The organism is Candidatus Neomarinimicrobiota bacterium (assembly GCA_041862535.1).
Taxonomy (GTDB): Bacteria; Fidelibacterota; Marinisomatia; order SCGC-AAA003-L08; family TS1B11.
Window position 1 is genome coordinate 1 of record JBGVTM010000157.1, and the last position, 15,387, is coordinate 15,387.

9 protein-coding genes and 1 pseudogene are annotated in these 15,387 nt (G+C 56.1%); 5 read left to right on the forward strand and 5 right to left on the reverse strand.

Annotated features, from left to right (window positions below):
* Positions 1-3,148 (reverse strand): carbamoyl-phosphate synthase large subunit (gene carB / locus ACETWG_05820; GenBank protein MFB0516106.1); only part of this gene is annotated, 3,148 nt, incomplete at its 3' end.
* Between the two features lie 77 nt (positions 3,149-3,225).
* Positions 3,226-3,555, reverse strand: a complete 330-nt coding sequence (locus tag ACETWG_05825) for a hypothetical protein (protein MFB0516107.1) — start codon at positions 3,553-3,555, stop codon at positions 3,226-3,228.
* Between the two features lie 463 nt (positions 3,556-4,018).
* Here ACETWG_05825 and ACETWG_05830 point away from each other — a divergent pair.
* From ACETWG_05830 to ACETWG_05850, 5 genes and pseudogenes are all read left to right on the forward strand, one after another.
* Positions 4,019-4,140: pseudogene (locus tag ACETWG_05830) on the forward strand (IS110 family transposase).
* Between the two features lie 76 nt (positions 4,141-4,216).
* Positions 4,217-5,086: an NAD(P)H-dependent oxidoreductase subunit E gene (locus tag ACETWG_05835; GenBank protein MFB0516108.1), complete on the forward strand. Its 870-nt coding sequence runs from the start codon at positions 4,217-4,219 to the stop codon at positions 5,084-5,086.
* Positions 5,087-5,118: 32 nt separating this feature from the next.
* Positions 5,119-8,301: an FAD-dependent oxidoreductase gene (locus tag ACETWG_05840; GenBank protein MFB0516109.1), complete on the forward strand. Its 3,183-nt coding sequence runs from the start codon at positions 5,119-5,121 to the stop codon at positions 8,299-8,301.
* Complete coding sequence (locus ACETWG_05845) at positions 8,298-8,978, forward strand: 2Fe-2S iron-sulfur cluster-binding protein (GenBank protein ID MFB0516110.1); 681 nt, start codon at positions 8,298-8,300, stop codon at positions 8,976-8,978. Before ACETWG_05840 ends, ACETWG_05845 begins: the two co-directional genes overlap by 4 nt.
* An 18-nt stretch (positions 8,979-8,996) precedes the next feature.
* Positions 8,997-10,604: an FMN-binding glutamate synthase family protein gene (locus ACETWG_05850; protein ID MFB0516111.1), complete on the forward strand. Its 1,608-nt coding sequence runs from the start codon at positions 8,997-8,999 to the stop codon at positions 10,602-10,604.
* Between the two features lie 130 nt (positions 10,605-10,734).
* Here the strand turns inward: ACETWG_05850 and rfbC are convergent, their stop codons facing one another.
* From rfbC to ACETWG_05865, 3 genes are all read right to left on the reverse strand, one after another.
* Complete coding sequence (gene rfbC / locus ACETWG_05855) at positions 10,735-11,298, reverse strand: dTDP-4-dehydrorhamnose 3,5-epimerase (GenBank protein MFB0516112.1); 564 nt, start codon at positions 11,296-11,298, stop codon at positions 10,735-10,737.
* Positions 11,299-11,391: 93 nt separating this feature from the next.
* Positions 11,392-12,447 (reverse strand): glycosyltransferase, encoded by a 1,056-nt coding sequence (locus tag ACETWG_05860; GenBank protein ID MFB0516113.1) that lies wholly within the window; start codon positions 12,445-12,447, stop codon positions 11,392-11,394.
* An 85-nt stretch (positions 12,448-12,532) separates the two neighbouring features.
* Positions 12,533-15,268, reverse strand: coding sequence for a protein O-mannosyl-transferase family (locus ACETWG_05865; protein MFB0516114.1), 2,736 nt, complete (start codon positions 15,266-15,268; stop codon positions 12,533-12,535).
* Positions 15,269-15,387: the final 119 nt, after the last annotated feature.

The window sequence follows — 15,387 nt, forward strand, 5'->3', positions numbered from 1 at the left end:
GCACCCCGTGGCGGATGGCGCTGCGATCAATGGCGTATTCATCTTCCCGGGCCCGGGCACCCAGGGGAGTGTTGATGACCAGCTGCACCTCGCCGTTGCTGATGGCGTCGGCCACGTTCGGGCGGCCCTCACCGACCTTATAGATGGGTTCGGCGGCGATCCCGCTTTGCCGCAGCGAGCGACAGGTGCCTTCGGTCGCTAGAATATAAAAGCCCAACTCCGTATAGTCCCTGGCCAGCGATATGACGTTAGCCTTGTCCGGGTCGTTCACCGAAATGAATACCGTGCCGTTAATCGGCAGATTGGCGCCGGCGCCCATTTCCGCCTTGGCGTAGGCACCGCCCAGTCCGATGTCCAGGCCCATCACCTCGCCCGTCGACTTCATCTCAGGCGAGAGAAAAATCCCGTCGGCGGGGAACTTATCGAACGGAAACACCGGCTTCTTCACCGCCAGGGCTGTCGGCACCGTACCATCCGCCAGGGCATCTAAGTTGGCGCCGCCGGTGAGCTCGGCCAGGCTCTTACCCAGGGCGATCTGGGCCGCCCACCTGGCCAGCGGCAGGTTGCGGGCCTTACTCACGAATGGTACTGTGCGGCTGGCCCGCGGGTTGACCTCCAGTACGTAAACCACCCCCTCCTTCATGGCATACTGGATATTCACCAGCCCCTGCACATTCAGCTCCAATGCCAGTGACCGGGTATAGGCCCGGATTCTCTCCAGGGCCTCAGTGGGCATGAAGTAAGGGGGCAGCACACAGGCCGAGTCGCCACTGTGAATGCCTGCCTCTTCGATGTGTTGCATGATGCCCCCTATGAGCACCTCCCGCCCATCGCACAGGGCATCCACGTCAAACTCGTAGGCGTCCTCCAGGAAGGCATCGACGAGAATGGGGTGCTCCCAGGAGACGTCGGCGGTGCGGCGGATGTACTCCTCCAGCCCCTGGCGCTGATAGACGATCTCCATGGCCCGGCCCCCAAGGACGTAGGACGGTCGCACCAGCACCGGGTAGCCCACCTGTTCGGCTACCTGAGCCGCTTCGGAAAGGGTGCGGGCGATGCCGTACTCCGGTCGGGGGATGCTCATCCGGTCCAGCAGGGCACCGAACTTCTCGCGGTCCTCCGCCAGGTCGATGGCTTCGGGCGAAGTGCCCAGGATCGGTACCCCGGCGGCCGCCAGCTGGTTGGCAATGTTCAGGGGCGTCTGGCCGCCAAACTGGATGAGCACACCCTCCGGCTGCTCCAGCTCTACCACGTTCATCACATCCTCAAATGTGAGCGGCTCGAAGTAAAGGCGGTCGGCCACGTCAAAATCGGTGGAGACGGTCTCGGGGTTGCAGTTCTGCATGATGGCCTTCACGCCCAGCTCCTGCAGGGCAAAGACGGCTTGCACGCAGCAGTAGTCGAACTCGATTCCCTGGCCGATGCGGTTGGGTCCGCTCCCCAGGATCAGCACCTTGCGGCCTGGCAGGGGTTCAACCTCCGGTTCGCTTTCGTAGGTGCCGTAGCAGTAGGGCGTCTCGGCAGCGAACTCCCCGGCGCAGGTGTCCACCACCTTGAAGGTGGCGGCCACGCCCAGTGATGCCCGCCGGGAACGCAGGGCCTCCTCCCGGCAACCGCTCTGGCGGGCAATCTGACGGTCGGAGAAACCCCGCCTTTTTAACTCCCGAAGAATGGCAGCCAGCTCCTCCTCCGGGGGCTCACCATCGGCGAGAAGGACCTTCAGCCTGGAAAACAACCGTGCTCCCGCTTGAAGCATATCGGCTATCTGCTCCAGAAACCAGGGATCGATACTGGTCAGCTGCTGGAGGTATTCCACCGACTGCCCCTGCAGGAACGCCTCCCGTACTTTCAGCAGGCGGAAAGCGGTCGGGAAGCGCATTCGCTCCAGGTCGAGGGGTCGGCGGGCTTCGTGAGGCCGGGGTTCCAGACCGTCCAACCCCACTTCCAGGGACCGGAAGGCTTTCTGCAAACTCTCCTGGAAGGTGCGTCCAATGGCCATGACCTCGCCCACCGCCTGCATCTGCACCCCCAGCACCCCCGTCGCCCGCGGAAACTTGTCGAAATCGAACCGCGGTATCTTAGTCACTACGTAATCAATCGTCGGTTCGTAGGCGGCCAGGGTCTGGCGGGTGATGTCATTCTGGATCTCGTCCAGGCGGTAGCCCACAGCCAGCTTGGCGGCCACCTTGGCGATCGGGAAACCCGTGGCTTTGGAGGCCAGGGCCGAGCTGCGGCTGACGCGCGGATTCATCTCCACGATTACCATTCGCCCATCCCGGGGATGAATAGCAAACTGGACGTTGGAGCCGCCCGTCTCCACACCCACCGCCCGAATACAGCTGAGTGCCCAGTCGCGCATCTGCTGGTATTCCCGGTCAGTCAGGGTTTGTGCCGGCGCTACTGTCACCGAGTCGCCCGTATGCACGCCCATGGGATCGAGATTCTCTATGGAACACACCACCAGCGCGTTGTCCGCCCCATCGCGCATGACCTCGAGCTCAAACTCCTTCCACCCCAGAAGGGCCTCCTCGAGGAGGGCTTCCCGAAAGGGACTGGCCGCCAGGGCCCGATCCACCTGCTCGGCAAACTCTTCCCGGTTGTACGCTATGCTGCCGCCGGTCCCCCCAAGAGTATATGAGGGACGGATGATGACCGGCAAATCGAGCTCCGCCAGCAGGGCTTCGGCGGCGGCCAGGGTGGTTATGCGCCCGCCTCGGGCAGTTGGAATACCGGCAGCGGACATGATCTCCTTGAAGTACTCGCGGTCCTCCGCCCGCCGAATAACCTCTACATTGGCTCCCAACAGCCGAACGCCGTATTGCTCCAGCACCCCCTCCTCGGCCAGGGCGATGGCGCAGTTCAGGCCCGTCTGACCGCCGACGGTCGGCAGCAGGGCATCGGGGGCTTCCTTGGCGATGATCTGGGCCACCATGGCCGGGTTGACCGGCTCAATGTAGGTGGCATCAGCCAGCTGAGGATCGGTCATGATGGTGGCCGGGTTGGAATTGACCAGAATGACCCGGTAGCCCTCTTCCTTCAGGGCGCGGCAGGCCTGGGTACCGGAATAGTCGAATTCACAGGCCTGCCCGATGACGATCGGGCCGGCTCCCAGTATCAAGATGGAATGAAAATCGCTATTCCTGGGCATACGACTTTATATGTCGGAGAAAATAGGTAACCACTAGTCGTATGGGGATACGGTCAGGGCGGCTTTGGCGTGGTGACCTAGGTGCCACTGTCAAAATAGACCCGAGCGAGATTGCATTGAACGTTCATTCTAAGGTGCAGCCGGCGAATGAGCCGCCGCTCGGTAGCTGACCATTGGTCAGGACCTATGTTGGGACTGCTCAGGTTGTGATCACACTGGAAGGTCTTGGCTTCCTTACGGGCCTGCTCGTAAATGTCGTCAATGGAGACGTATCGTTTTTCATGCCGGTGCAGCAGCAACTGGAGATAGATCTTTTCCTCCAGGTGGGGATAGGCGCTGATCTTGGCCTGGATCTCCCGGTATGATGGCCGGGATTCATGGGCGGCTGTTTTGGTCAACGTCGACATCGTCTTGGCCCGGGCAGATGATAATTGAATTTAAGTTAATGCAAAATGGAACCGATGGACAGATTCCGCGTTCCTGCCTTCCGGCTTCCGTAGCCCAGAAGATGACGAGGGGCCTGCTATGTACGCAGAGCAGCTAGACCCAGCCCCGCAGGCGACAGGCCTCGGCTACCCGGGCCACGGCGATCATATAGGCCGCACAGTAGTCTGGGATATCGTCCACTGGCTCCGAAAGCGGTACTCGATAACGAAGTACATACCGTGCCTATGCCAGTGATTATCGGGTCGGTTTTGCTGTGAGATGCGAGAGCGCACATACTAATTTAGAGGGTGAGCCAAACATCGGGGGCAGGCCAATCCCGGAAAGAAACTGGTGTAATTTGACAGCAAAATGGGCTAGAATGGAATCCTTTCTATAAGACGGCTCTTGCCGGCCAGCTTCGGTGCTTGCACGCATAAACTATGCCGGACGAGTGGAAAAGCAATCATTGCGACCTCCAGAAAGATGTTGGGTATTATCTATCAGACGTTGAAGAATGATTGGATTTTAAAGACTTCAGCAATTTCATCTTAGAAATATCCAGATAAAGCTGTAGGGAGGCATATAGTTTTGCGAGGAATACAAATGAAGTCACAGCCCAATAGACGACATGAAGGGGAATAAATGAATCCAAACGAACAGGTAATTCCTGAAGATGTGCATAGAATGATAGACAAGCACCGGGGGAAACGGGGTGACTTGATAGCAATCCTTGAGGATGTCCAGGTAAAATACAGGTACCTTCCCGAGGATGCACTGAGAATTATCGCCGAACAAACCAAGCAGTCTATTGTCGATCTGTACGGTGTAGCCACTTTTTTTAAACTCTTCAGTCTGAAGCCTCAGGGAAGACACATTGTGTCAGTTTGCCTGGGCACAGCGTGCCATGTCCGCGGTGGTCAAAGTGTTGCCTCAGAATTCGAGCGACAGTTGGAGACACACATTGGTGAGACCACACGTGACCAGCAGTTCACGCTGAAGGCAGTCAACTGTCTGGGTGCATGTGCGATGGGCCCGATTGCCGTGGTAGACGGCCACTACTTCTTGAGCGTGGGAGTAGGTAGTGTCAGCCGAATTATTGAGAAAACCGGGGAGGGATTGGATCGGGTTGATATCGAGTCAGACAAACGGATTTTCCCAATAGAGGTCAGATGTTTGCACTGCAACCACAGTCTCATGGATCAGGTCGTTCCGCTCGATGGCTATCCGTCGATTAAGCTAACCGTATCTTTCAAAGACAAGCATGGGTGGATGAGACTGTCCTCTTTATATGGCAGCTACTCCATCTTGTCCGAATACGAAATCCCGATTGATGCTGTCGTCAATTTTTTCTGTCCCCATTGCCATGCCGAAATCATCGGGGCCGCCAGCTGCTCTGACTGTGGTGCGCCGATGGTACCGATGAGTGTGGGCGGAGGAGGCATAGTACAGATCTGCACCCGCCGAGCGTGCAAAGGTCACATGTTGGACCTGGCTTCCAATCCCATCGACTGACAACCTCGCTGGATCACCAGAGGATAGCCCAGATGATAAGGATGACATCCGTTGAAGCATTCAGAAACTTCCGCCAGCGTATATTGAAGGAAATTGCCACGGCGCCGGCCAAGCCCTGCCTGGTTGTCAGTGCAGGCACCTGTGGACAGGCCAGCGGCTCAAACGATGTAATGCGGATAATCAAGCGCCAGATTATAGAAAGAAATCTCCAGGAAAAAATCTCGCTGAGGATTACCGGTTGTCAGGGTTTTTGTGAGATGGACCCTTCCATTATCGTGGAACCCGGGAACCATCCGTATCCCAAAGTCAATATGGAAGATGTCCCTCGAATTATCGATTCTGCTCTGGAAGGGAAAATTATTGAAGAACTGATTTACAGAGAGAAACACAATCATAAATGCTATCATAGTCAGGAAGAAATTCCATTCTTCAAGAAGCAGACCCGAACCATTCTAGGAGCAAATCAGAAAATCGATCCAATCAGGATTATGGACTACATCGAACGAGGCGGATATGCGGCCTTTGAAAAGGTCATGTCAAAACCCGATCCCGAATGGATCATTCAAGAAATTACCAGGTCTGAGCTTAGAGGACGCGGTGGAGCTGGCTTCCCTACAGGAATTAAGTGGGCCCTGGCGAGGAAAGCAGGAAATGGGTCATCTGAAAAATTTGTGGTCTGCAACGCCGACGAGGGAGATCCCGGCGCCTATATGGACCGAAGTCTGCTGGAAGGCAATCCACACGCTATCATTGAGGGAATGATCATTGCCTCAGTAGCAATGGGAGCAGAACAGGGCTTCATATATGTACGTTCTGAATATCCGCTGGCCTTCAAACATATACTGGTTGCCATTCGGCAAGCCCGACAATTAGGTATTTTGGGAGAGAACATTCTAGACACTGGCATCGACTTTGATATTGATATTGTCCGCGGAGCGGGAGCCTTTGTTTGTGGCGAGGAGACCGCGCTGATTCGATCCATTGAAGGTCGAACGGGGGAGCCCAGACAACGGCCTCCTTATCCCATTGAGAAGGGTCTTTGGGGTAAACCTACTTGCATTAATAACGTAGAAACCCTGGCAAATGTGCCCGTAATCATCAGTAAGGGAGCTGACGAGTACGCCAAAATCGGGGTCCCTGGAAATACCGGCACCAAGATTTTTTCTCTAGTGGGAAAAATAACGAACACAGGCCTTGTGGAAGTGCCACTGGGAATGAAAATAAATGAAGTTGTGTATGATATCGGTGGCGGTCCAATTGGGAAGACCAAGATCAAAGCTATCCAGACCGGCGGGCCATCGGGCGGCTGCATTCCGGCAAGCCTGTTTCACATGTCCATAGATTACGACAGCCTGGCTGAAGCCGGTACGATCATGGGATCAGGTGGAATGATCATCATGGACGAGAACACCTGTATGGTGGATGTAGCCAAGTACTTCATGACCTTCCTTAAAGGTGAATCGTGCGGAAAGTGTTTCACCTGCCGCAAGGGCACTCAGCGGATGTATGAGATCCTGGACGATATTTCCAAGGGGAAAGGGACCCTTGATCAACTGGACCTGCTTGAAGAACTGGCCTTGGCGGTGAAGGATACAACCATGTGTGGTCTCGGCCAGACAGCCCCCAACCCGGTGTTATCTACTCTGCGGCATTTCCGTGAAGAATACGTTGAACATGTCCAGAACAAGCGGTGTCCCGCAGGTGTATGCAAAGAACTGGTGGGGGCGCCCTGTCAGGATGCGTGTCCCCTGGGTACCGAGGCATGGCGTTACATTGCTTATATACAGCGCGGCCAGTACGAAGAAGCTTACCGAGTCATTCGAGAGCCAAACCCCTTCCCCTCGGTATGCGCGCGGGTTTGCAGCCATCCATGCGAGGACCGCTGCCGTACAGGCATCAGTGGTGGGGAGTCTATTGCCATCCGTTCTTTGAAGCGTTTCATAACCGACCGGGTGGATCCGGCCGTTTATCAGCCTGCCGGGGAAATCAGGCCGGGAATGGATGTGGTCAGGGTAGCTGTTGTGGGAGCAGGTCCTGCTGGTCTTACAGCGGCTCACTATCTTGCCCTTAAAGGCTATGAGGTCGTCCTCTTTGAGGCAGAAGATCGACCGGGCGGAATGCTTGTGGCTGGTATCCCAACCTACCGCCTGCCCAAGGATACCCTACAAAAAGAGATCGATGCATTAATCGGCAAACGGATAACTCTCAAGTGTAACACCGTGCTGGGTCGTGATGTGACTATCGATGGCCTGTTTGAAAAAGGATTCAAGGCCGTTTATCTGGCCCTGGGTGCACACAAGAGCCGACTGATGAACATCGCCAATGAGGAAGCCAGTGGTGTATTCCCCGGCATGGAGTTCCTCAAGGCATTCAACTTACACAAGGTCGAGCTTGGTAAGGGACACGTCGGCGTGGTCGGGGGTGGCAATTCTGCTATTGACGCTGCAAGAGTAGCAATCCGTCAGAAAAATGTCGAGAGCGTGACCGTTTTTTATCGTCGCACTCGCCAGGAGATGCCCGCCTATGATGAAGAGATCAAGGCGGCCTTGGAAGAGGGGGTGAATATCGAGATGTTGATTACGCCCACCAAGATACATACCAAGGATCATCGCTTGGATTCAATCGAATGCATTCGCAACGAACTGGGTGAGATCGATGCAAGCGGTCGACGGAGACCTGTGCCAATTCCTGGAACCGAGTCGACAGTCCCGTTGGATACCTTGATCGTGGCCATCAGCGAGGAACCGGATAGCGAGGTGCTTTCTTCTCTGGGCATCAAGGTCGAAAAAGGACAGAATATAGCTGCCGATGTGGAGACTTGCTGCACATCACGTCCCGGGGTGTTCGCCGGCGGGGATGTGGTGACGGGCCCAAACACCGTCGTAGATGCAATTGCTGCCGGGAAGAAGGCTGCCGTGATGATTGATCGGTATCTATGTGGCGAGGAGTTTTCCCGACCCGCTGTTGCCCGACTGCCCCGCGTTCTGGTTGAGCCCGATGACACCAGTACGGAAACCGCCGGGGTAGCAGAAAGGGTAGTGCAACCGAGCATTCCGGTAGAAGCGCGCAAGCACAGCTTTGCCGAGGTCGAAGGATCCTTGTCAGAAGAAGAGGCAATCCGCGAGACCAGAAGATGTCTGCGTTGCGACTTGGAATTCACTCGCACCATAGCTGAACCTGTCATCGAGGTAAGTGTTGATGGAGATGAGTCATGATCGGGTTGAAGATAAACGGACTGGAAGTCTCGGTTCAAGAAGGTACAACCCTGCTGGAAGCCGCGGAGTTTCTCGGGTTTCCCATCCCGACATTGTGCCACATGGAAGGCCTTTCACCCTATGGTGCCTGTCGGCTCTGCGTCGTAGAGATTGACAAGGGCGGGGAAGCAAAGCTGGTTTCCTCCTGCACCTACCCAGCTCAGGAAGGCCTCAAGGTGCGAACCGCCTCTTCTCGAGTACTGCAGGCGCGTCGGATGGTTCTGGAGCTGCTGTTGGCCTCCTGTCCCCAGTCGAAAGTTATCCAGGACCTGGCATCCCAACACGGAATCCACCAACAACGTTTCCGGCAGGAATATGAGGACTGTATTCTCTGCGGGCTGTGTGTCCGGATGTGTGCCGAGCAGATGATGGCCAAAGCCATCGGGTTTCGAGGCCGGGGAGAGAATCGCAGTATTGGTACCCCCTTCGATGTTAAATCGGAGGTCTGTCGGCTGTGCGGGGGCTGCATGTACGTGTGCCCGGCTTGCCAACTCCGCTGCACCTACTCCGAGCCGGAAAAAGCTATCTGCGGCGGCTGTGCAAATCTGAGGCCGCCCTGTGAAGAGAAGGAAATATTCGATGACATGATGTGCTACATGGATCCATGTGTAGCCTGCGAGATTAAGAAGGATCAGTAAAAGAAAACGGAGGTAAAAATGTCGCTTTCGAGAGTAAATACCTCTGCTGCGACCTTAACTAAGAACAGGACCGAAGGATCGGTAGTCGCTGCATCAGGCATGTGTGTCACTTGCGTCGACGGCTGTATCGGCATGTGCGAGATCGGCAAGTCAGCCTATCGCGGTCACGAGGTGATCTACCCTCAGCCTTTTGGTGTAATTACCACTGCGGCCGAGAAAATCTATCCCGTAGATTACTCCCACTTCAACATCATGGGTGGCGTAGTTGGGGCCCAGGGCATTGAGGCGGACAGCGACAAGACCATCTTCCCGGCGGTCAATCTGGAGGTGCATTTCGGGCACGATGGTGGACTGAAGTTCCGCTATCCCTGGATCATCCCGGGGATAGGCTCTACGAATATCGCAAAAAACAATTGGGAGGGGCTGGCTATCGGCTCAGCGCTCGCGGGCACCGGATTGACTATCGGGGAAAACGTGGCTGGCATGGATCCCGAGTGTGTAATCAATAATGGCAAGGTCGTGGATACGGTGGACCTGAAACGCCGGGTGAAGCTTTTCCAGGATAACCAGCGTGACGGCTATGGGGCCATCGTCGTCCAGGCCAATGTGGAGGACACCCGCATCGGTGTGCACGAGTATGTCATTGGTGAGCTGGGGGTCGAGTGCGTGGAGATGAAATGGGGCCAGGGGGCTAAGAATATTGGTGGCGAAGTTAAGGTCCGCGACCTGAATAAGGCCCAGATGCTGCATAAACGCGGTTACATTGTACTACCGGATCCGACTGATCCTGTTATAGTCAAAGCCTTCGAGCATGGCAGTTTCAAGGAGTTCGAGCGCCACTCGCGTGTCGGCATGGTCACTGAGGAGGCTTTTGCCAAGCGGGTAGAGGAACTGCGCAAGGCTGGTGCCAAGTACATCTTCCTCAAGACCGGCGCTTTCCGACCGGCCGCTCTGGCCCATGCGGTGATCTATGCATCAAAATACCATCTTGACCTGCTTACTGTGGACGGTGCTGGCGGAGGAACCGGTATGAGCCCCTGGAGGATGATGAATGAGTGGGGAATGCCACCAGTAGAGTTACACTCGCTTCTTTATCAGTACACCAAGCAACTTGCCGACAACGGTCAGCATGTGCCCGCCATCGCCGTAGCCGGTGGATTCGTTTTCGAGGACCAGATTTTCAAGGGTCTTGCCCTTGGTGCGCCGTTCGTCAAGCTGGTGGGAATGGCCAGATCCCCGATTGCTGCTGCCATGGTAGGCAAAACTATCGGACGAGCCATAGCCGAAGGCCAACTACCGGTGTATGTGGAGCGCTTTGGCAGCACCCAGGACGAAATTTTCGTGACCGCGAGCTATTTGCGCAAAGAATTAGGTAATATGGAGTATGAGAAGCTTCCCCCAGGTGCTATCGGCCTCTATACCTACTATGAGCGTTTAGCCCAGGGACTGCGCCAGCTAATGGCAGGTTGCCGGAAATTCTCTCTGGAGTATATATCACGGGACGACCTGGCATCCCTCACCCATGAAGCGGCCGACATTAGTGGGATCCCATATGTGATGGATGTTGACAAGGGTGCGGTTGAGAGAATACTCAACTCTGCGAAAGAAGACACCAAGGCCGGGTAAAAAAACAGGCTGCCAGCGCCCTGACCGTATCCATCGTTTCATCCGGGTGCGCTGTGCAGAAACTCCCGCATGGCCGGATCGAGTCCCGGCTGCTCGCCCCGGCTCTCCGACAGCGCTCCGGGTGGTGTTATTAGAACTTGAAGTGCTCTGATTCCGGTCGTGCCAACCACTGGGCCAGGGTCTGTGCGTTCCGGTCCTTGTCGGACAGGATGGGCTCGGCTACGGGCCATTTAATGCCGATCTCCGGATCGTTCCAGCGAAGACCCGATTCACAAGCGGGATTGTAGATGCCGGTGCACTTATACTGGACCTCAACTACCTCGGAGAGAGCGCAGAAACCCCGGGCGAATCCGGCCGGGGCCCAGACCTGCTTCCGGTTCTCGGCGCTGGCCTCAATACCGAACCAGCCGCCTGAGGTGGGGGAACCCTTCCGAATATCCACGGCAACCAGAAAAGCCTTCCCGATCGTCACCCGCATCAGCTTGCCCATGGCTGGGTCCCACTGAAAATGCAGGCCGCGCAGTACGTGCTTCATGGACCGGGAATGAATGTCCTGGACAAATTCCGGGTCAATACCCAGTTCCTGTCTGAAAATGTCCTTGCGATAGGATTCCATCAGGAATCCCCGGGCGTCCCGGTAGGCTTTGGGTGTGAGAATAAAGGCGTCGTTCAGGGGCGTTTTCTCAACCTTCATGGATCGGGCTCCTCTTCCCTCAAACTGAGCAACACCTGTTCAACCAACTCGATAGCGAGCTCCACTGTCGGGAATTACCAGGCTGCCGGCAAGTTAACACGGCTGGCCCCAGATTTCAGTGAAGGTCTTCTTACCGCGCAGGTAATAGGCCAGGACCACACTGCCAGGGTACAGGAAATTGTCCACCACCTTGTCTTTCACCTTCCGCTGCCGCTGCACCTGACGGCGCTTACGCAGGATCAGTTTCACATGGGCTGACAGCCAGAGATAGGCCGCCAGGACGGCCGCTGCCCGCTTCAGGTCCAGGGTGACCAGCGATTTGACAATCAGCGTCAGGTCCAATAGAAACCGCAGTGGCAGGACCCAGCACAGTCGCTGCGCGGAATAGTTCTTAAGCAGCATGAACACGCTGTTGCGGTGGTTGTAATACATCTTGGCGGCTTTTTCCTGGCCCAGGGTGCCGCCACCGTAGTGATAGATGACTGCATCGGGCCGAACCCGCAGTCGATAGCCCCCCAGGTGCAGGCGCCAGCACAGGTCGATCTCCTCCATGTGCAGCACGAAGTCCTCATCCAGCAGACCGGTCTCTGACAGCACCGCCGTGCGGATGGCCATCGCGGCCCCGGATGTCCAGAACAGGTCCCCCGGCAACTGGTACTGACCGTGATCCTGCTCAATGGTGTCAAACACCCGCCCCCGGAGAAAGGGATAGCCGAACCGATCCATGTAACCACCCGCCGCACCGGCATATTCGAAGGCCCCTCGGTCAGTCATGCTGAGCACCTTCGGCTGGCAGGCGGCAATCCGCTCGTCCGATTCAAATTCCTCCAGGATCGGCTCCAGCCACCCCGGGGTCACCTCCGTATCATTGTTCAGCAGCACTATATATTGACCCCTGGCGTGTCGCATACCCAGATTGTTCCCACCACTGTAGCTGAGATTGGTGGCACTTCTGATAACTCGCACCAGCGGATAGTGTTGTTCCACATAGGGCACACTTTCGTCGGTGGAGCCGTTGTCCACCATGATGATTTCCAGGCTGGGATAGGTGGACTTGTGCAGGGAGTCCAGACAGCCTTTTAAGAAGGCCAGACCGTTGTAATTGGCGATGACGATGCTGAAGGTAGGCTGGGAAGAGGCTGCCATCATGCGAGGGTCAATACATGGTTAGCCTGAAAGATAAGCTAAACGCGAATAGCTCAGGGCACTCAGGTCGGCAGTGCTCGGGTGCGGGTCACTGCTGCTGAATTTCTTCCAGAATTTGCTTGGCGGTCTGGTCGTTGGGATTGAAACGCAGCCAATCGGTAAGGATCCGAGCGGCTTGATCGTTATGACCGGTCTCGCGGTAAAATCCCACCAGCCGGCCCACAACCTCGCCGTTCTGGGGATGCTGGGCATAGAGGTTCTGGAAAATGGTTTCAGCCGAGGCCCAATCACCCAGCTCCTGGCTGTACAAAATCCCGATGTTAAAGTAATCCACCGGTGTTAACCGAAACCGCTGCGGGATACTCGTCAATCTACTGCGCAGCTCGACCGTATCCCCTATTTCGGCATACAATCCCGTGATCTGGAAGTAAAGGTCTTTATTCTGCACCGGAATCACGGACTCGGGAATCGTGACCGCCAGGGTATCCAGAACGGCCCTGGCCTGCTCCCGTTGTCCTTTGATAATCCCATCCACGGCCAACTGGAGAAAGCTGGCCCGCAGGTTTTGCATCAGCCGCTGGATGTTGGAATTGAAGTATATGGATGGGTCGCTCAAGTTCCGGTAACGATAGCGCTCCAGCAGGTTGTGGCGCAGTTTCTCTATATTGATGATGGGGCGGGCCGGATTGGGCTTGACCTCGTAGACCAGGCCTTGCATCTCCAGGTACGCATCGAGACCGATTTTATTCTCCGGGGCTACCGTGACGGCAAAATAAATCGGTCGGCGCCAGTTGATATCGCGGATGATTTGAACGATCATCCGGTCCTGGACGCGGAGAAACCGACCGGCGTAAGTCGGCCTGAGGGTCCATTCAATGTGACCCGTCTCGTGATCCGGATCGCCCACTGCCAGCCGCACCGTTTTCTCCTGCCACGGAATGGGGCTCATCTGGCTGATGTCCTCATCGGATAACGACAGCGGCAGCTTGGGTTCAAAGTCCCGCAGCTGGCGGATATACCATTCGGTATTCAGCAGGCTCAGGTTGATCACTCGCACATCTTTGCGGATCCCCTCCACTTCCTGAAGATACCAGAGCGGGAAGGTATCGTTATCGCCATTGGTGAAAATGATCCCACCTTCCTCGCAACCATCCAGTAGGTTGTACGAGTAGTCCCAGGCTACGTAGTTGCCGGTGCGATCGTGCTCGTGGTAGTTGGCAAACAGCATCACCCCGGGCATGATGATGAGTAGCACCCCCAGCACCACGGAAAGCGCGATCCGCCGCAGCGAGGACTCCTTCAGCCGTTGCGATAAGAGCTCCATCAGACCGGCTACCCCGATACCGATCCAGATGGACCAGGCGAAAAAGCTGCCCACATAGGAATAATCGCGTTCCCTGGGTTGGGGATCCGGCTGATTCAGGTACAAAATGATCATCAGGCCGGTGGCCAGGAATAAGGCTAGAACCGCCAGTCCGTGTTTCCAGTCCCGCTGCATGTGGTAGAATAATCCGAATAGTCCCAGCAGCAGGGCTAGCGGCAGCCCAAACTGAAACCAATCTACCCCGTCTTCCGTAGAATTGGCCCCATAGCGGGAGATCAATCCCTTGCTGCCTACCGGCCCCCGGCCAGCAAACTGCCATAGAAAATAGCGCATATACATCTTCTTGACCTGGTAATTCCAGAAGAAATCGGCATCCGAAGAATATCTTGCATAGGACCTGAAATGATCTGACTGCCCTGAGTATCGTCGGGGTAAAAGAACCTCACGCTCGGTAAATGTCCCCCTGCGGTTGTCGTAAGTACGGCCTTTCCACAAAGGTCTATCGCCGTACTGTTCCCGCTCAAGGTAGGCCACCGCCTGCCGGATGGTCTCCGGATCGTTCTCATCAATGGCGGGGTCCTTCTGCGATCGGATAAATATGGTGATGTAGGTGGAATAGCCCACCACCACCAGCAGCAGCGCGGTCAGGATGATGCTGGCATTCTTCAGGCGCCGACGGATCGTCCAGATGGTGGCTATCACTGCGATCACCAGTACTCCCACCACAATTTCTATGCCCGTGGCCTCTGCCAGCTGCGGCAGACCAATGATTACGCCCAGGTGGATCACTATATAGGCCGCTAGTGTGATCAGAACGGTGACAAGAAAACCGGTCCAGGTGAATTCCCGGCGCCGGAAATAGATAATCAGCGCTACGAAGGGTAAGGCCAGCAGGTTCAGGAGATGAATACCAGCAGCCAGGCCGAGCAGGTAAGCCAGAATCAGGATATAATAAGCATGGCTTCCCCCGGAGGGAACCGTTCGATTGGCTTCATTCGTTCCAGGAGGGCTGCTTTCGGACTCGCTCCAGCGCAAAATCAGCCAGACGGTCAGGGCGGTGAGAAAAGTAGAGACGGCATACACTTCCGCTTCCACCGCGTTGAACCAGTGGCTGTCGGTGACCATGAAGGTAAGCGCTCCCAGGCCGCCCGCACCGTAGGTTATGAGCGCGTCGGTCACCGATTTAACCCCGCCGCGCCACTTACACACCAGCTGGACGATGACTAAATACAGAAACATCACCGCCAGGGCACTGGCGATCGGCGAAATCAGGTTCACCCGGGCGCCGATGTCGCCAAACAGGGGCAACAAGGTGAAGAACCGCCCCACGAGCAGAAAGAGCGGGCTCCCCGGAGGATGGGGAACACCCATGATGTAGGAAGTGGCGATGAACTCGCCACAGTCCCAGAAAGAGACTGTAGGTGCCATGGTCTTCAGGTACAGTAGGAACGAGAACAGAAGGAGAAAAACGGCGATTAGGCGATGAGCTCTAGGCATCATTTTCATCCGGGGAAGGTGATTTGGCCGATTGATCTTTTTTGGTGTCGCTGGACTTCTTTTGCTTGGCACCGGCGGCCGGGGTCTTCTTTCGCCCAGTGGGCTTAGCCTCCTTGACGGCG

Excerpts from the sequence above, each read along its gene's own strand:
- ACETWG_05835 (MFB0516108.1), top strand. The coding sequence starts at position 4,217 with ATGAATCCAAACGAACAGGTAATTCCTGAAGATGTGCATAGAATGATA.
- ACETWG_05860 (MFB0516113.1), bottom strand. The coding sequence starts at position 12,447 with ATGATGGCAGCCTCTTCCCAGCCTACCTTCAGCATCGTCATCGCCAAT.
- ACETWG_05845 (MFB0516110.1), top strand. The coding sequence starts at position 8,298 with ATGATCGGGTTGAAGATAAACGGACTGGAAGTCTCGGTTCAAGAAGGT.
- ACETWG_05865 (MFB0516114.1), bottom strand. The coding sequence starts at position 15,268 with ATGATGCCTAGAGCTCATCGCCTAATCGCCGTTTTTCTCCTTCTGTTC.
- rfbC (MFB0516112.1), bottom strand. The coding sequence starts at position 11,298 with ATGAAGGTTGAGAAAACGCCCCTGAACGACGCCTTTATTCTCACACCC.
- ACETWG_05840 (MFB0516109.1), top strand. The coding sequence starts at position 5,119 with ATGATAAGGATGACATCCGTTGAAGCATTCAGAAACTTCCGCCAGCGT.
- ACETWG_05850 (MFB0516111.1), top strand. The coding sequence starts at position 8,997 with ATGTCGCTTTCGAGAGTAAATACCTCTGCTGCGACCTTAACTAAGAAC.
- ACETWG_05825 (MFB0516107.1), bottom strand. The coding sequence starts at position 3,555 with ATGTCGACGTTGACCAAAACAGCCGCCCATGAATCCCGGCCATCATAC.